General features: G+C 68.4%; 14 protein-coding genes and 1 tRNA gene. 11 read left to right on the top strand and 4 right to left on the bottom strand.

Annotated elements, in window-relative coordinates:
* Positions 1–35: 35 nt before the first annotated feature.
* Together AC37TH_RS13900 and AC37TH_RS13895 are read right to left on the bottom strand one after the other, a co-directional pair.
* Positions 36–1040 carry a beta-ketoacyl-ACP synthase III gene (locus AC37TH_RS13900; protein ID WP_490764929.1) on the bottom strand — a complete coding sequence of 335 codons (1005 nt, stop codon included), beginning with the start codon at positions 1038–1040 and terminating at the stop codon, positions 36–38.
* Positions 1041–1050: 10 nt separating this feature from the next.
* On the bottom strand, positions 1051–1971 hold the full coding sequence (locus AC37TH_RS13895) for an ACP S-malonyltransferase (RefSeq protein ID WP_490764928.1): 921 nt from the start codon (positions 1969–1971) through the stop codon (positions 1051–1053).
* Positions 1972–2182: 211 nt separating this feature from the next.
* Between AC37TH_RS13895 and AC37TH_RS13890 the strand changes: the two genes are divergently transcribed.
* On the top strand, positions 2183–6601 hold the full coding sequence (locus AC37TH_RS13890; RefSeq protein WP_490764927.1) for a DUF7507 domain-containing protein: 4419 nt from the start codon (positions 2183–2185) through the stop codon (positions 6599–6601).
* 117 nt (positions 6602–6718) lie between these two features.
* Here AC37TH_RS13890 and AC37TH_RS13885 read toward each other — a convergent pair whose 3' ends face one another.
* Both AC37TH_RS13885 and aceE read right to left on the bottom strand, forming a co-directional pair.
* Positions 6719–7948: a PucR family transcriptional regulator gene (locus tag AC37TH_RS13885; RefSeq protein WP_490764926.1), complete on the bottom strand. Its 1230-nt coding sequence runs from the start codon at positions 7946–7948 to the stop codon at positions 6719–6721.
* Positions 7949–7959: 11 nt separating this feature from the next.
* Positions 7960–10686: a pyruvate dehydrogenase (acetyl-transferring), homodimeric type gene (aceE, locus tag AC37TH_RS13880; protein ID WP_490764925.1), complete on the bottom strand. Its 2727-nt coding sequence runs from the start codon at positions 10684–10686 to the stop codon at positions 7960–7962.
* 202 nt (positions 10687–10888) lie between these two features.
* Between aceE and AC37TH_RS13875 the strand changes: the two genes are divergently transcribed.
* The 10 genes from AC37TH_RS13875 to AC37TH_RS13830 all read left to right on the top strand — a co-directional run bounded on the left by AC37TH_RS13875 (position 10889) and on the right by AC37TH_RS13830 (position 16974).
* Positions 10889–11362, top strand: a complete 474-nt coding sequence (locus tag AC37TH_RS13875) for a peroxiredoxin (RefSeq protein WP_490764924.1) — start codon at positions 10889–10891, stop codon at positions 11360–11362.
* A gap of 49 nt (positions 11363–11411) precedes the next feature.
* Positions 11412–11484 (top strand) — tRNA-Val (locus tag AC37TH_RS13870).
* 139 nt (positions 11485–11623) lie between these two features.
* Positions 11624–12217, top strand: a complete 594-nt coding sequence (locus AC37TH_RS13865; protein ID WP_490764923.1) for an RNA polymerase sigma factor — start codon at positions 11624–11626, stop codon at positions 12215–12217.
* Between the two features lie 155 nt (positions 12218–12372).
* Complete coding sequence (locus tag AC37TH_RS13860) at positions 12373–13125, top strand: DUF1295 domain-containing protein (RefSeq protein WP_490764922.1); 753 nt, start codon at positions 12373–12375, stop codon at positions 13123–13125.
* A gap of 58 nt (positions 13126–13183) precedes the next feature.
* Positions 13184–14254 (top strand): zinc-ribbon domain-containing protein, encoded by a 1071-nt coding sequence (locus AC37TH_RS13855; RefSeq protein WP_490764921.1) that lies wholly within the window; start codon positions 13184–13186, stop codon positions 14252–14254.
* 116 nt (positions 14255–14370) lie between these two features.
* The gene (locus AC37TH_RS13850; protein WP_490764920.1) at positions 14371–14793 is read left to right on the top strand and encodes a VOC family protein; all 423 of its coding nucleotides are present in this window, start codon (positions 14371–14373) and stop codon (positions 14791–14793) included.
* A gap of 89 nt (positions 14794–14882) precedes the next feature.
* Complete coding sequence (locus AC37TH_RS13845; RefSeq protein WP_490764919.1) at positions 14883–15443, top strand: universal stress protein; 561 nt, start codon at positions 14883–14885, stop codon at positions 15441–15443.
* 86 nt (positions 15444–15529) lie between these two features.
* Positions 15530–16081, top strand: coding sequence for an isochorismatase family protein (locus tag AC37TH_RS13840; protein ID WP_490764918.1), 552 nt, complete (start codon positions 15530–15532; stop codon positions 16079–16081).
* A 12-nt stretch (positions 16082–16093) separates the two neighbouring features.
* The gene (locus AC37TH_RS13835) at positions 16094–16639 is read left to right on the top strand and encodes a GNAT family N-acetyltransferase (RefSeq protein ID WP_490764917.1); all 546 of its coding nucleotides are present in this window, start codon (positions 16094–16096) and stop codon (positions 16637–16639) included.
* Between the two features lie 50 nt (positions 16640–16689).
* Positions 16690–16974, top strand: coding sequence for a hypothetical protein (locus AC37TH_RS13830; RefSeq protein WP_490764916.1), 285 nt, complete (start codon positions 16690–16692; stop codon positions 16972–16974).
* Positions 16975–16983: the final 9 nt, after the last annotated feature.

Here is a 16983-nt window from a genome sequence, read left to right as displayed (position 1 = left end):
CTCCTTGAGGGGTGTCGTTTTGACCGTTGAACAGTTTAGGGCAGCACGACGACCTGTGCGCCGAACACGAGTCCTGCGCCGAAGCCGATCTGGAGTGCCAGCCCGCCGGACAGCTCAGGATTCTCCTGCAGCAGCCGGTGAGTCGCCAATGGGATGGAAGCCGCCGAGGTGTTCCCGGTCGTCTCGATGTCACGCGCGATGGCGACGGTGTCCGGCAGCTTGAGCTGCTTGGCGAACTCGTCGACGATGCGCATGTTCGCCTGGTGAGGGATGAAGGCGGCGAGCTGGTCGGGGGTGACGCCTGCCGCATCCAGTGCCTGCTTAGCGACCTTGGCCATCTCCCAGACCGCCCAGCGGAAGACGGTCTGGCCCTCCTGGCGGAGGGTCGGCCACGGCGTCTCGCCGTCGCGGAACTCGGTCAGTGTGCCGTCCATGCCGACGGCGTCGGCCTTCGAGCCGTCCGAGCCCCAGATGGTCTTGGAGATGCCGGGGTACTCGCTCGGCCCGATGACCACGGCGCCTGCTCCGTCTCCGAGCAGGAACGAGATGGTGCGGTCGGTCGGGTCGACGACGTCGGAGAGCTTCTCTGCTCCGACGACGAGTGCGTAGTGGGCGACGCCGGTGCGGATCAGGGCGTCGGCCTGAGCGACGGCGTACGCGTATCCGGCGCAGGCGGCGTTCATGTCGTATGCGGCAGCCGGGTTGGCGCCCACCCGGTCGGCGAGCACGGCGGCGAGGGACGGGGTCTGGCGCGAGTTGCTGATGGTGGCGACGATGACCAGGTCGATGAGCGCCGGGTCGACACCGGATGCGGCGATCGCTTCGTTCGACGCCTCGGTGGCGAGGTCGACGGCGAGCACGTCGTGGCTCGCCCTTGTGCGTGTCACGATGCCGGTGCGCTGCCTGATCCACTCGTCGGAGGAGTTGATCGGGCCGACGAGGTCGTCGTTCGGCACGACGAGGTCGCCGCGGGCGGCGCCGATCGACAGGATGCGGGTGTACTGCGGGCCGTGGGCCTGCTGCAGGGTTGGCTTGGTCATCTGCTGTCTCCTAGGCGGCCTGGTCGATGAGCTCGAACGCGGCGGGCAGGTCGTCCGGCGTCTTGATGGCGACGCTCGGGATGCCCTTCAGTCCACGCTTGGCCAGGCCGACGAGAGCGCCGGCCGGGGCCACCTCGACGATACCCGTCACGCCGGCCGCCTGGAACGACTCCATGCAGAGGTCCCAGCGCACGGGGGAGGAGACCTGGCCGACCAGGAGACGGAGGAACTCGGCGCCGGACTCGACGAGCGAGCCGTCTTTGTTGGTCCACAGCGGCACCGTCGGGTCAGAGGTGGTGAGCGTGGAGGCGAACGCCTCCAGGGCAGGGACGGCGGGAGCCATGTATCGGGTGTGGAAGGCGCCGGCGACCTGCAGGGGGATGACCCTGGCGCGGGCCGGAGGGTTCTCGGAGAGCGCGGCGAGCGCATCCAGTGCCCCGGCGACGACGATCTGGCCCGCGCCGTTGTAGTTGGCGGGGGAGAGGCCGAGCTCATCGAGTTTCGCAAGCAGCTCGCTCTCGTCGGCTCCGAGGACGGCGCTCATTCCGGTGGGCGTCTGCGCTGCGGCGGCTGCCATCGCCGTTCCCCGCTCGCGCACGAAGGCGACGGCGTCGGTCTCGCTCAGGACGCCCGCTCCCGCCGCGGCGGTCAGTTCGCCGACCGAGTGGCCCGCGATGCCGCCGATGCGGTCGCGGCGGCCGTCCGCGAGGAGGGCGGAGAGCGTGAGGAGCCCGGCCGAGACGATGAGGGGCTGGGCGACCGCGGTGTCGCGGATGGTGTCCGCGTCGCTGACGGTGCCGTGGGCGACGAGGTCGATGCCGACCGCGTCGGAGATGCCGGTGAGCTGATCCCTGAACGATGACTCGGTGAGCCAGGGGTCGAGGAAGCCAGGGGTTTGGGAGCCCTGCCCAGGGCACACGATGACGATCACGAGTTCCAGTCTGCCAATCTTCCGCTCTGCGGATGTGTCGAACGGCTACCAAGTATTCCGCAAACCTTTGTCATCCGGTGACAACGCCCCGTTGTTCCACCAATGCAGTCATTTTGTTCATGACATGAGGTGTGTAATGTGCGGGATATTGCGATGAACAGCGCTGGCCGCTGCTCGTCGATGACACCCTGAACGATTGGGAAATCGCGGTATGAAACACCTCCCTGTGCGCACGGTCGCACTCCTCGGTCGCGCCAGAGCGCGGCAATCGCGTGTGGTGCGAGGCATCGTCGCCGCTTCGCTCGCGATGCTGCTCGCCGTTGTGGCTTTCGTGGTCATGCCGATCGGTGCCGCCCAGGCGGCCACCATCCAGACCTGCAGCTTCGCCAACCCCGGCACCGGTGAGTTCGCGAAGACCCTGTGCGTGCTCGACCTGTCGGTGATCAACCCGGCGCAAGCCTCGACGCCTGCTGGCCAGGACATGCGGCTGGAAGTGCCAGGCGGCAACTACACCTTCGACTACAACGTCCGCACGACCGGCCGCGAAGCCACCCCGACCACGCTGCCGACATACTCGGGTGCGTTCTTCGGCAACAACGGCTTCTACACCGGGATTGCGGGCCAGGCGGCGTACTACCAGGTCACGAAGACTCCGTCGATCCCGCGCGACACGTCCATGATCATCAGCAATGTCGTGGCCCGCGATCGCAGCGGTGCGACCGTCGAGTCATACGCCCTCGCCGGCATCGACGCTGAAGCGACGGACTTCCAGGAGTCCCTGACCTGGAAGTTCGACAAGCCGGCGCGAGCCATCGGTCCGATCGGCAACGCCTGCGACAGCGGGTTCAGCGGAGCAGGGACGACCACGGTGAACTGCAGTTCCGCGGCAGCCAAAGTGCGAACGGGCGCTCCGATGATCGCGGCCGACGGCGCGAAGTCGATGACCATGACCCTCGATGGCCCCTCGCGCCAGGGCGCTGCCTTCGCCGTGCTGATGTCGTTCGCCCAGCTCACCAAGAAGGTCGACTCGCGCGTCGACGCGTCCGATGCGTTCGGCGTGTCCGTCACCGCTCCCTCCGGCGTCGAACTGGGGTCGGCGAACACCGGAACGACAGCGTCGGCGACGACGGGCGTCATCGCCATCGCGAGCGCACCGACGGATGTGTTCACCCTGCAGGAGTCAAGCACCGGCAGCACAGCGAGCAGGTACACACCGAACTGGGCGTGCACGAGGAACAGTGATCCTGATCCGACGCTGCCGAGCGGACCTGCAGGCACGAGCGCGAAGGTCCTCCTCGATGTCGGCGACTTCGTCGACTGCACGATCACGAACTCCGCGAGAGCCACCGGCCTGATTCTGCAGAAGCACGCAGGGACTCCGACGGACGTCAACAAGAACGGCATCGTCGACGCGGGAGACACCATCCCGTTCACCTTCACCCTGACGAACTCCGGCGACCTCCCGCTCGACCGCTTCCAGGTGACCGACCCGCTGATCGGCGCCGTGACCTGCCCGGCGGGCCCGCTGCTGTCCGGCGCGAGCATCACCTGCACCGCCACGAACCCGTACGTCATCACGGCCGCGGACGCCACGGCAGGAAAGGTGATCAACAACTCCTCCGCGAGCGGTCGCCCCGTGGGCAGCACCGAGGCCGTCGTCAATTCGGGGACTTCATCGACGGAGACGCCCGTCATGACGGCGGCTCCCAGTCTCACCATGGTGAAGACGGCGACGCCGACGTCCGTTCAGGTCGCCGGGTCTGTCGTGAACTACCGGTTCACCGTCACCAACACCGGCAACGTCCCCGTCGACGGCATCGCCATCGACGAAACGACGTTCACAGGTTCCGGGGCCGTTCCGGCAGCGGTCTGCCCGAACATCGCGATCGCCCCAGGAAGCAGCATCGACTGCGTGGCGACGTACACCGTGACCCAGGCGGATGTGAACGGAGGAGGCGTGCACAACGTCGCCATCGCGACCGGCAATGCCTCCGGCACGCCCGTCACATCGCCGTCTTCGCAGGCGGACGTGTCCATCTCCGCTGCACCAGGCATCGAGGTCGTCAAGTCGTCCAGCCTGGTCGACGGGATGCTCGTGGCCGGGCAGAACATCCAATACTCCTTCGTCGTGACCAACACCGGCACCGTCACCCTCAGCGGTGTCGCTGTCGACGAGACCGCGTTCACCGGCGCAGGAACCCCTGGACCGATCACCTGCCCGTCCGGCAGCGACACCCTCGCACCCGGCGCCTCCGAGGTCTGCACGATGGACTACGTGGCGACGCAGGCAGATGTCGACTCCGGCGTCCTCCTGAACACGGCGACCGCCTCCGGCACGCCGCCGCAGGGCGCACGGATCACCTCCCCTCCGTCGACGACGCAGTCGCCGTCGGTGCGGAACCCGTCGCTGTCCATGAAGAAGACCGTCACCCCCGCGACGACCACCATCGCCGGCGCAACCGTGACGTACGACTTCACCATCACCAACACCGGTAACGTCAGCGTGCGCAACGTCGGCGTCGCCGAGGGCGCATTCTCCGGAACGGGAACGGCGCCGACCGCCGCCTGCCCGGCTGCGCCGAACACCCTGCTGCCCGGTCAGCACGTCGTCTGCACAGCGGAGTACACCGTCACCCAGGCCGACATCGACGCAGGACAGGTCAGCAACACGGCAACGGCCTCCGGCCTCGACGCCGACGGAGCCACGGTCGATTCTCCACCGTCGACTGCTGTGCTGCAGGCCGACCCTCTGGCGGCGCTCGCGCTGCTGAAGACGGCGAGCCCGCTCACCGCCGACCACGCGGGCGAGACGATCACATACTCGTTCCTGGTCACCAACGTCGGCACCGTCTCCGTCTCCGGGGTCGGGATCGCTGAGGGCTCGTTCTCCGGAACCGGCGCTCCGGTGGCCGTGACCTGCGCAGGGCCGGCGACGCTCGCGCCCGGCGATCAGACCAACTGCTCGGGCGCGTACACGCTCACCCAGGCCGACGTGGACGCCGGCGGCATCGACAGCACCGCCGCCGCCACCGGCACGTCCACGGGCGGACAGTCCGTGGTCTCGCCGAACTCGACCGTCCGGGTGCCCGTCGCCGCCGACTCGTCCATGACGATCGTGAAGTCGGCTCTGCCGGGAACGCCGACAGTCGGCGACACGGTCTCCTACCAGTTCCTGGTGACGAACACCGGAAACACCACGCTGAGCGGGCTGCTGGTGACGGAGGACTCGTTCTCCGGCACCGGCACCGCGCCCGTGATCGACTGCCCGGCGTCGTCGCTCGCCGTCGGCGAGTCGCTGACCTGCACGGCCGACTACGTCGTGACGCAGCAGGATGCCGACCGCGGACACGTCGACAACCAGGCCAGCGCCTCCGGACAGCCTCCGGCGGGCGCCCCGCGCGTCGACGCGCCGCCGTCGGCGAACGTCGTCGACATCCCGGCTGTGCCGTCGATGACGCTCGTGAAGAAGGTCGACCACGAGGTCGTCACCGCCCAGGGCCAGTCCGTGACGTACACGTACACGGTGACGAACACCGGCAATGTGACGATGCACGGCGTCAGTGTGACCGAGGGTGCGTTCAGCGGCACCGGCACCGCGCCGGCGCCGACGTGCCCGGACGGTGCGAGCATCGCTCCGGGAGAGTCCGTCGACTGCACGGCCACGTACACCGTGACCGCCGCCGACGCGGATACCGGCTGGGTGACCAACTCGGCGACCGGCTCCGCGCTGCCTCCCGCGGGTGGCGCCCCTGTCGAGTCCGAGCCATCCACGGTGACGCTGACCGTCCCGGCGGAACCGGGCATCTCGCTCACCAAGTCGGCCAGCCCGGCGACCGTGTCCGCCATCGGCGACGTCATCACGTACACGTTCGTGGTGAAGAACACCGGCAACGTCACGCTCACCGACCTGACGGTCGACGAGGGCGACTTCAGCGGCACGGGAACGGCTCCGAGCATCCAGTGCCCGGATCTGGCGTCGCTCGCCGCCGGTGACTCCGTCACCTGCACGGCCGAGTACACGGCCACCGCAGCGGATGTCGACGCGGGAGAACTGACCAACTCGGCCAGCGCCTCCGGCACGCCGCCGGCCGGTGGAGACCCCGTCACGTCGGAGGCGTCCGCCGCGAGCGTCGCGATCCCGGCAGCCCCCGGTCTCGAACTGACGAAGTCGGCGAAGCCCGGCACGACCGGCACGGTCGGCGAGGTGGTGACGTACTCGTTCGTCATCGTCAACACGGGCAACGTGACGGTGAAGAATCTCGCCGTCGACGAGGGCGCGTTCAGCGGCACCGGCACGATCTCTGCCATCGACTGCCCTGTCACAGAACTGGCGACCGGCGAGAAGACGACGTGCACGGCCGAGTACACGGTGACGGCGGCCGACGCCGCGACCGGAAAGCTCACCAACACGGCGGAGGCCTCCGGCCGCTCGCCGAAGGGTGACGACGTCCGGTCCAGCGCATCGACCGCCGCTGTCGAGCTCGACGTGCCGGGGGAGACCAAGCCGGACACCGGACTCGCCGCGACCGGATCGAACATCGCTGCCACGCTGATCGTCCTCGTGGGCGGGATGCTCGTGCTCGGCGGAGTACTCCTGCTCCTGCAGCGCAGGCGACGCACCCGCGGCTAGCCGCGGAACGGCGAACGGCGCCGTGAGCTGACTTCGGTCAGGTCACGGCGCCGTTCGCCGTTTACGGGCATGCGAGTTTGCGGCGCGAGTCTTCAGGCGTACGCGGTGGCGGGCTTCTCAGGCGCGGCGGGGCGCATCCGGTTCGTTGATGGAACCGACGATGAGGGCGGCCTGCAGGATGAGCGCCTCCCTGGCACCGGTGGCATCCCAGCCGATCACCTCGGAGACGCGCTTCAACCGGTAGCGGACCGTGTTCGGGTGCACGAACAGCTCGCGGGCCGTCGCCTCCAGCGAACGGCCGTTGTCGAGGTAGCACCAGAGCGTCGTCAACAGCTCGGTCGAGTGCGCCTGCAGCGGGCGGTAGATGCGGTTGATGAGCGTGGCACGCGCCAGCCCGTCGCCGGCGAGCGCACGCTCCGGCAGCAAGTCGTCGGCGTGCACCGGACGCGGGCAGTTGCGCCAGGCGCGCGCGACCGCGAAACCGGCCAGGGCGGCCTTGGCGCTCTTCGACGCATCCACCAGGCTCGGGACCTCGTGGCCGAGCACCAGATGCCCTGCGCCGAAACCTGGTTCGAGCTGCTGGGCGATCTCGAGGAAGCTCACCACCGGCGTCGCGCCGATAGCGTCGTCCGGGGTGGAGGCGCTCGGCCAGGCCCGCCCGATGACGAGCACCAGTCTGCTGCCCTGCACTCCGATCAGCACGTCCGCCGACATGTGCCGGGCGGTGCGACGCAGCTGATCGACGTCCAGGAGCTTCGGCGCCGTCCCGACGAGGACGCTGACCTCGCCGTGGCCGTGCCAGCCGAGCGCCGCGATCCTGCTGGGCAGCTCGTCGTCGTACTCGCCGGTGAGGATGCTGTCGACCACGAGGGCCTCCAGGCGTGCGTCCCACAGGCCACGCGCTTCGGCGGCGCGGGCGTAGACGTCGGCCGCGCCGAAGGCGATCTCGCGCGAGTAGAGCAGGATCGCCTCGCGGAGAGCCTCTCCGCCGTTCTTCACCCGGTCTTCGACGACCTCGACGACCACCTTGATCAGCTGCAGGGTCTGCTGCAGGCTGACGCTCCGGAGCAGCTCACGAGGAGCCGCCCCGAAGACGTCGGCCGCGATCCACGGCGTCGACCGGGGGTCGTCGAACCACGAGATGAACGACGAGATGCCCGCCTGCGCGACGAGGCCCACCGCAGACCGCCTGCCAGGAGGCATGTCGCGGTACCACGGCAGGGTGTCCTCGAGACGCTTCAGCGTCGCCGTAGCGAGTTCGCCGGAGATCGTGCGCAGCCAGGCCAGCGTGTCGGCCTTCGACCTCTCCGCTGGTTTCGTCTGCGCAGCCACTGGCTTGTTCGGCACGGGAGCCGGCGTCAGCTCTCGCCGCCGGCGCTACCGGTGGTTCCGGCGTTCACGTCGTGCAGCAGGTACTTCTCGATCGCCCAGGCCGGCGCGTTCGGGTCGACCTGACCGCGAGCCGCGAGCAGCTCGAGGGTGCGGACGACCATCGACGGACCGTCGATCTTGAAGAACCGGCGAGCAGCGGGCCTGGTGTCCGAGAAGCCGAAGCCGTCGGCGCCGAGCGTGGCGAACTCACCGGGGACGAACTGCCGGATCTGGTCGGGGACGGCGTGCATGAAGTCGGTGACCGCGACGAACGGGCCGTCCGCCTCCTGCAGTTTGCGGGTGACGTACGGCACCTGCTTCTCCTGCTGCGGGTAGAGGAAGTTGTGCTCCTCCGCCGCGAGACCGTCGCGGCGCAGTTCCGACCACGAGGTGACGGACCAGACATCGGCCGACACGCCCCAGTCCTGCGCGAGCAGGTGCTGCGCTTCGAGCGCCCACGGAACGGAGACACCGGATGCGAGCAGCTGCGCCTTAGGGCCCGCGACATCCGAGACGCGCAGGCGGTGGATGCCGCGCACGATCCCGTCGACGTCGACACCCTCCGGCTCAGCCGGCTGGACGATCGGCTCGTTGTAGACCGTGATGTAGTACATGACGTTCGGGTCCGGGTGGTGATCGCCGTACATCCGGTCGAGGCCGCTGCGGACGATGTGCCCGATCTCGTAGCCGTATGCCGGGTCGTACGAGACGACGGCCGGGTTGGTCGACGAGAGGACGAGCGAGTGGCCGTCGGCGTGCTGCAGGCCCTCGCCGGTCAGCGTGGTGCGTCCTGCGGTGGCGCCGATCATGAAGCCGCGGGCCATCTGGTCGCCCGCCGCCCAGATCGCGTCGCCGGTGCGCTGGAAGCCGAACATCGAGTAGAAGACGTACACCGGGATGAGCGGCTCGCCCTGGGTGGCGTACGACGTTCCGACATTGGTGAACGCCGCGAGGGCGCCCGCCTCGTTGATGCCGACGTGGATGATCTGGCCCTGCGGGCTCTCCTTGTATGCCAGGAGGAGCTCGCGGTCGACCGACGTGTAGTGCTGGCCGTTCGGGTTGTAGATCTTCGCGTTCGGGAAGAACGCGTCCATACCGAAGGTGCGTGCCTCATCCGGGATGATCGGAACGATGCGGTGGCCGAAGTCCTTCGCGCGCAGCAGGTCTTTCAGCAGACGGACGAACGCCATGGTGGTGGCGATCTCCTGCGTGCCGGAGCCCTTCTTGGAGATGGCGTATGCCGAGTCGTCCGGAAGGTTGAGCTGGGTGTACTTGGTGCGGCGCTCCGGCACGTAGCCGCCGAGTGCCCGGCGACGCTCGTGCAGGTACTGGATCGCCTCGTCGTCTGGGCCGGGGTTGTAGTACGGCGGGAGGTACGGGTTCTCTTCGAGCTGCGCATCCGACACCGGGATGCGCATGGCGTCGCGGAACGTCTTCAGGTTGTCGAGCGTCATCTTCTTCATCTGGTGGGTCGCGTTGCGGCCCTCGAAGCTCGGACCGAGGCCGTAGCCCTTGATGGTCTTGGCGATGATGACGGTGGGCTGGCCCTTGTGCTCGGTCGCCGCCTTGAATGCTGCGTAGACCTTGCGGTAGTCGTGGCCGCCGCGCTTGAGGCCCCAGACCTGGTCGTCCGTGTAGTCCTTGACGAGTTCGAGGGTGCGCGGGTCGCGGCCGAAGAAGTTCTCGCGCACGTATGCGCCGTTCTCCGTCTTGTACGTCTGGTAGTCGCCGTCCGGGGTCTGGTTCATCAGGTTGACCAGGGCGCCCTCGGTGTCGCGGGCGAGCAGGGCGTCCCACTCGCGGCCCCAGATGACCTTGATGACATTCCAGCCGGCGCCGCGGAAGTAGCTCTCCAGCTCCTGGACGATCTTGCCGTTGCCGCGCACAGGGCCGTCGAGGCGCTGCAGGTTGGCGTTGACGACGAAGGTCAGGTTGTCGAGGTTCTCGTTGGCTGCGACCTGCAGCTGCCCGCGGCTCTCGACCTCGTCCATCTCGCCGTCGCCGAGGAACGCCCAGACGTGCTGGTCGCTCGCATCCTTGATGCCGCGGTTGGTGAGGTACTTGTTGAGCTGCGCCTGGTAGATCGCGTTGATCGGCCCGAGACCCATCGACACGGTCGGGAACTGCCAGAACTCCGGCATGAGGCGGGGGTGCGGGTACGACGACAGTCCGCCGCCTGCGTGCGACTTCTCCTGACGGAAACCGTCGAGCTGGTCGGCGCTGAGGCGTCCTTCGAGGAAGGCGCGGGCGTACGGGCCGGGGGAGGCGTGACCCTGGAAGAAGACCTGGTCTCCTCCGCCCGGGTGGTCCTGACCGCGGAAGAAGTGGTTGAAGCCGATCTCGTAGAGCGTCGCGCTGGAGGCGTAGCTGGAGAGGTGGCCGCCGACGGCGATGCCCGGGCGCTGCGCGCGGTGCACCATGACGGCTGCGTTCCAGCGGACCCAGGCGCGGTAGCGGCGCTCGATCTCTTCGTCGCCGGGGAATTCCGGCTCGTTCTCGGGCGAGATGGTGTTGATGTAATCCGTTGTCGGAACCATCGGCACGCCGAGCTGCAGTTCTTTGGAGCGCTTGAGCAGGCTCAGCATGATCTCACGAGCGCGCTCGTGGCCATGGGCCGCAACCAGTGCGTCGAGGGATTCCTGCCATTCGGCGGTCTCCTCCGGGTCCGAATCGATGTGATTCACCGAGTACGGGTCCTGGTCGTTTACAGTCACCCTCGACCTCTTTCTTGTGTCGGATAGATGGTAGACGGAGCTGATCGCTGTCGGGTCACAACAAATGCGATGGCACCATCTGCCAGCCTAGCCTCACTCCGAGCCCGCCGGTGACCGCATCATTTGACTCCACGGCGGCGAGGTCTAAGCTGTGTCCTCGTGCGTGCGCGGCATTCGGCCGCGAGCGGCGAAAGGAAACACCATGGCTCTGGAGAACGACACCCAGGCACCCGACTTCGAACTCGTCAACCAGTACGGCGAGACGGTCAGACTCAGCGACTTCCGCGGCAAGAAGGCCGTGGCGCTGGTCTTCTTCCCCCTCGCGTTCTCCGGAACCTGCACCGGTGAGTTGTGCGCCCTGCGCGACAATCTCGCCCTGTTCAAAGACCACGCGGTGGAGCTCATCGGCATCTCGGTCGACTCGAAGTACACGCTGCGCGCGTGGGCGGAGCAGGAGGGCTACGACTTCGCCCTCCTGGCCGACTTCTGGCCGCACGGCGAGATCTCGAAGGAGTACGGCGTGTTCCTCCCCGAGAAGGGCTTCGCCAACCGGGCCACGTTCGTGATCGACGAGTCCGGCATCATTCGCGCCTCGTTCATCACTGCTCCGGGCGAGGCTCGCTCGATCGAGGCGTACCGCGCAGCGCTCGACCTCCTCCCTGCGCACGTCGCGTAGTCCACTGCGTGGCGGCCCGGTAAGCTGGGTTGGCCGCTGACGCGGTGAAGGGCCTTTAGCTCAGCTGGTAGAGCGCCACGTTTACACCGTGGATGTCGTCGGTTCGATCCCGGCAGGGCCCACCCTCTCCTGGCGCAAAGTGGATATGCGCGCGTCCTGAAACGGCTTTTCGGGTGCTCGCGGTTTTCCTACGGTGGTTGCACCCCGACCACTCTGAGACGGCCGATCGCACGGCGCGGCTGTTCTCGAAAGGAACACCCGATGCGCCCGACCGCACTTCCCTCCAGCGACCCTGCTTCCAGCGACCCGACATCCAGCGACCCGACGCCCACCGACGACGATCTCGTCGCCCGGAGCAGAGACGGCGACCGTGACGCGTACGCTCAGCTCTGGCGCCGCCACTCCGGCGCAGGGCTCGCTTACGCGGCGTCCGTCACTTCCACGTTCGACGCCGCCGACCTCGTCTCCGAGTCGTTCACCAAGATCATGGTCGCCCTGCGCAACGGCAACGGCCCGCGCCGGGGCTTCCGCAGCTACCTCTATGCGACCATCCGCAACACGGCGGCGACCTGGGGCAACGCGCGCAAGGAGGTCCCGGTCGACGATCCGGCCGTCTTCGCCGACACCCGGTTCGGCCCGGAGCGGGAGGACCTGGCGTGGGAGCTGCCGCGCGTCGCGGAGGTGTTCGACGCCCTGCCGGAACGCTGGCGTCGAGCCCTCTGGTACAGCGAGGTGGAGCAGCTGACCCCGCCGGAGCTGGCGAGCATTCTCGGGATCAAGCCGAATGCGGCCGCCGCCCTGGCGTACCGGGCCAGGGAGGGGCTGCGACGCTCCTGGTACGCGTCAGCCGCCTAGCGCACGAAAGAATATCCGGAGCCCGCGTGATCGAACGGTTCGCGCCGACTCTTATACAACGAAGCATTCTGGCCCCGAGATGGGCTGCTTCGTCACGGTGGCGGCGTGCCGATCGGGTTGGCCCGCCGCCACCATCGTCCGTCTAGACTCCGGCCATGCCCGAAGGCCCATACCGCTGGTTCGTGTACGCCGAGATCGCCCTGGCAGTGGTCACGTTCGTCGCGCTCTGCTTCATCGTCGCCCCGTACGGGCGCCATGGCCGCTCCGGATGGGGACCGACCGTCCCCGCGCGCGTCGGCTGGGTGATCATGGAGAGTCCCGCCTCCATCGTCTTCGTGCTGTTCTTCCTCCTCGGGGATCACCGGTTCGACCTGGTGCCGCTGCTTCTCCTCGCGCTGTGGCAGCTCCACTACGTGCAGCGTGCGTTCGTGTACCCGTTCCTGATGCGCTCCGGGGCGCGGATGCCGGTATCGGTGGTGGCCATGGCGATCCTCTTCAACCTGCTGAACGCGTGGGTCAACGCCCGGTGGCTCTCCCAGTACGGCTCGTACCCGAACAGCTGGCTGGCCGACCCGCGGTTCTGGATCGGCGTGCTGGTGTTCCTCGGCGGGTTCGCGCTCAACCTGGGCTCGGACCGCATCCTGCGCCGGCTGCGGGGAGCGCGCGACAGTGGATACCGCATCCCGTACGGGGGAGGATATCGCTGGGTGTCGAGCCCGAACTACCTGGGCGAGATGGTGGAGTGGACGGGATGGGCGATCGCCACCTGGTCGCCGGCCGGACTGGCCTTCGCGCTCTACACCGTGGCGAACCTGGCGCCGCGCGCATTGGCAAACCACCGCTGGTACCGGCGGACGTTCGCCGACTACCCGCCGGAGCGCAAAGCGATCGTGCCGTACCTGCTCTGACGGTGGTGCCGCGTACGCTGACCGCGACCGGACACGATGGCCGGGAGAGGAGCGGACGGTGCCGGAGAGCGTCGAACAGTGGTGGCAACGCCGCCAGTGGTCGAAAGGCCAGGAGACGCCGTACCCGATCGGCTCATACCGGACGGACTGGCAACGCTTTCCGCTGCTGATCCGCCAGTACCATCCCGACCTCAACCACGGGATCGTGCTCAGCCAGGTGCCTCCCGCCGCCGACGTCTACCTGCTCTGGGAGTGCGACGCCGGACACCGCTTCGTCGCCACGCCGGAGGAGCAGCGGTCGCGGCCGGGCGGAACGAGGCGGCGCTCCGCGTGGTGCCCGGCCTGCGCGGAGGGGGCGGCGCCCCGGCGCATCCGGCAGCCGCAACAGCAGAGCGACGGGATGCACGCGTGCGGTCACGCACGCGACCCGCGCCGCATCGAGCACGACGCCGACGACGACCGCTGCTTCCTCTGTCGCAGGCTCGATACGGAACGCCTCACGAGGGAAGAACTGGTCACCCTCGCCGCCCCTGCCTCGCGGGTCGCGGTGTCGGCGGAGAACGGCACGGCTGCGAAGCACGCCTGGCAGTGCGACCGCGGGCACCCGGCGTATCAGGCGAGCATCGAGCGCATCCTGGGTGGGCGGCGCTGCCCGGTCTGCCGTCACGCGGCGGCGGGCGCCGATGCCGTCGCGGTCGGCGGCGCGTTCGTGAGCCGCTGGGCGCCCGCTCCCGCGTCCGCCGCGGAACCGGCCCTGAAGCAGCGCATCGCCGAGCGACTCGACGTCGATCTCGGGAACAACGCCGTTCGCGTGGCCCGGCCGTTCTTCTCGCACCTGGAGGTCTGGCCGGACATCGTGATCCCCGAATTGCAGGTCGCGATCGAGTACGACACCATCGGCAGGCACGGGCTGGAGCACGTCGGCCGCAGGGAGGAGACCGACAAGAAGAAGGACAGGCTGCTCCGGGCGTCCGGCTGGGAGGTGGTGCGCATCCGGTGCGGGAAGCTGCAGCCGATCGGCCCGTTCGACCTGACGGCGGGAGGCGTCAGCGCGGCGCTCGTCGACCGCATCCTGGACAGGCTCTGCGAGATCAGGGGCGACCTGTTCGTCGGGGCGTATCTGCGCTGACCGGGTGGCCGCCGGAGACTCGATTTGCGTGCATTTCAGCGGGGAATCTGCACTCGCGCAACGTCGGTGGGCGTGGCTACGCTGAACCCGTACCGTCCCAATCGAAGGAGAAAACGGTGGCTTCCACACTCAACCCTTACCTCAACTTCCGCACGTCGGCGAGAGAGGCGATGGACTTCTACCAGTCGGTCTTCGGCGGCGACGTACAGCGCAGCACCTTCGCCGACTTCCAGGTCAGCACCGACCCGGAGGAGAAGGACCTCATCATGCACTCCCAGCTCACGACGCCGAGCGGGTTCACGCTGATGGTCGCGGATGTGCCCAAGCACATGGATCTCGCAGAGGGCTCCAACATCTCGGTCTCGCTCAGCGGCGACAACGAGGAGGAGCTCTCCGGCTACTACGCCAAGCTGGTCGAAGGCGGCACCGTCATCGAGCCGCTGTCGAAGGCGCCGTGGGGCGACAGCTTCGGGATGGCCGTCGACAAGTTCGGCGTCTCCTGGCTGGTCAACATCGCCGGAACGCCTCCGCAGGGCTGACGGCGGGCGCCTCGGGTCGGCCCGGGTCGCCACGTGTCGGCTCGCCGCCGGACGGTTGCCCCGTCGCGGTGGCGAGGCGACAATGAGGCATGAGCGTGTCGTCGACGTCCGGTCCCGTGGTCGTCGGGGTGTACCCCGGCCAGCCGGCCGCGGTCGTGCAGGAGGCCGCTGCCCTCGCTGCGATGCTCGGCCGGCCGATGATCTGCGGATATGTGACGCCGGACAGCTATCTGACCGAGTGGGAACGCGCCGATCTACGCCGTGAGGCGTCGCTGCATCCGGAAGGGGTGGGCCCGGACGACGAACGGCTGGCGATCGACCTGGCGGCAGCGATCACGTCGTCGCTCACGGCCTCCCGAGCGGGGAGTGCGCCCTCCGAGATTTCGGCGTCCCCCGCCTCCCGAGGCGCGCTGACGGGCGGATGGGTGCTCCGCATCCTTGCGGGTGATCCCGCGAAAGCCCTCGCACGCGTCGCCGACGAGGTGGATGCGGCGCTGATCGTCGTTGGGACGCATCAGACGGGGTTGGGGCACGCCGTCGAGGAGTGGCTGTCCGGTTCGGTGGCCGTTCAGCTGACGCGCCTGCAACAGCGGTCGGTGCTGGTGGTGCCCATCGGGCACGAGAGCAGGAGCACGGCGACGCTGGGGTGATCGCGCTGATCCGGTGGTGTCCGTGTCGGCGGGCGGGCGTACCGTTTGTCGTGCGAAGTGACGGCTGATCGGGGAAGGGGAGGCTCATGTCGACGTTGGAGGGACGCGAGGCGTCTGCACTGTTGGTGATCGACGTGCAGAACGGGGTCATCGACGGCGCGTACCGGCGCGACGAAGTGGTGGGAGCGATTCGCTCGCTCGTCGATCGCGCCCGGAGCGAGGGGGTGCCCGTGGTCTGGGTGCAGCACTCGGACGAGCACATCGAACACGGCAGTCCGGCCTGGGAGTACGTCCCCGAGCTGTCGAGGAACGAGGACGAAGCGCTCGTGCCGAAGCACTACGCCGACGCGTTCGAGGAGACGACGCTCGAACAGGTGCTCGCAAGGTCGGGGATCGGACGCATCGTGGTGACCGGGTCGCAGACCGACGAGTGCATCCGCTCGACCATCCACGGCGGGCTGACCCGCGGCTACGACGTGACGCTGGTGGGCGACGCGCACACCACCGAAGACCTGAGCGAGTGGGGAGCGCCGACGCCGGACCTGGTGATCGCGCACACGAACCTCTATTGGGGCAACCACCGCGCGCCCGGCCGGACGGCCGACGTGGTCGCGGCGTCCGATGTGGTCTTCGGCTGAGGCCCCGGGAGCATGAAGGTCGACCCGGCTCTGCGGCCCGGCGACGCCGTCGCGACGCTCGGCGACGTGACCCTCCACCGCTGGGGACAAGACGACCTGCCGGTCCTCCAGCGCGCGAACACGGTGGAGATGACGGCCTTCCTCGGCGGCCCGGAGCCGGAGGAGAAGGTGCTGGATCGGCACCAGCGCTATCTGCGCTACTGGGACGACGGTGAGGCGCGAATGTTCGTGATCAGGATGAACGGAGTCGAGGAACCCGTCGGTTCGGTGGGCTACTGGCCCACCCGGTGGCACGACCGGCCGGTGTACGAAGCGGGTTGGGGCGTCGACAGTGCGTACCAGGGCAGGGGGATCGCCTCCCGGGCGTTGCGGGCGTGCCTCGACGACGCGGCCGTGCAGGAGGACAGGACTGCGGTGGTGGCGTTTCCGCGCACCGACAACGTCGGATCGAACGCTCTCTGCAGAGCGGTCGGGTTCGTGTGCGCGGGGGAGGAAGGATTCGAGTATCCGAAAGGGCACCCGATCCGGGTGAACGCGTGGGTGTACGACCTCGCGTAACGGGGCGGGCCGGCTGAGCGCATCCCGGTGCGGAGTGGCAGACTGCGGACATGCGTATCGAGGAGTGGTGGGGCAACCTGGGGGAGTCGTCACGGCAGTGGCTCATTGCCAACAACGGCGACGCGATCCCGGATGCGGTGGTCGCGGCGATCCTGGAGGCCGGGGGAGCCGTGGACGTGGTCGGCTCCGGTGATGAGGCGGAGGACGTGCCTCCCGGCAGCTACCTGAGCGACGACGACGTGGACTGGATCGAGGAGGCGGCGAACGACGAGGGCACCGACGACGAAGACGACGAAGACGAGAACGCCGACGCCGACGCCGACGACGAGGAGTGACCCGGTGTA

The sequence above is a fragment of the Leifsonia sp. McL0627 genome (assembly GCF_058244615.1).
Note: the sequence above shows the minus strand (reverse complement) of the source record. Positions and strands in the feature narration are given on the sequence as shown.

What these genes read in the sequence shown, in the direction of transcription:
- AC37TH_RS13890 (WP_490764927.1), top strand. Translation starts at nt 2,183, where the DNA reads ATGAAACACCTCCCTGTGCGCACGGTCGCACTCCTCGGTCGCGCCAGA.
- AC37TH_RS13865 (WP_490764923.1), top strand. Translation starts at nt 11,624, where the DNA reads ATGCGCCCGACCGCACTTCCCTCCAGCGACCCTGCTTCCAGCGACCCG.
- AC37TH_RS13840 (WP_490764918.1), top strand. Translation starts at nt 15,530, where the DNA reads ATGTCGACGTTGGAGGGACGCGAGGCGTCTGCACTGTTGGTGATCGAC.
- AC37TH_RS13900 (WP_490764929.1), bottom strand. Translation starts at nt 1,040, where the DNA reads ATGACCAAGCCAACCCTGCAGCAGGCCCACGGCCCGCAGTACACCCGC.
- AC37TH_RS13830 (WP_490764916.1), top strand. Translation starts at nt 16,690, where the DNA reads ATGCGTATCGAGGAGTGGTGGGGCAACCTGGGGGAGTCGTCACGGCAG.
- AC37TH_RS13875 (WP_490764924.1), top strand. Translation starts at nt 10,889, where the DNA reads ATGGCTCTGGAGAACGACACCCAGGCACCCGACTTCGAACTCGTCAAC.
- AC37TH_RS13845 (WP_490764919.1), top strand. Translation starts at nt 14,883, where the DNA reads ATGAGCGTGTCGTCGACGTCCGGTCCCGTGGTCGTCGGGGTGTACCCC.
- AC37TH_RS13835 (WP_490764917.1), top strand. Translation starts at nt 16,094, where the DNA reads ATGAAGGTCGACCCGGCTCTGCGGCCCGGCGACGCCGTCGCGACGCTC.
- AC37TH_RS13860 (WP_490764922.1), top strand. Translation starts at nt 12,373, where the DNA reads ATGCCCGAAGGCCCATACCGCTGGTTCGTGTACGCCGAGATCGCCCTG.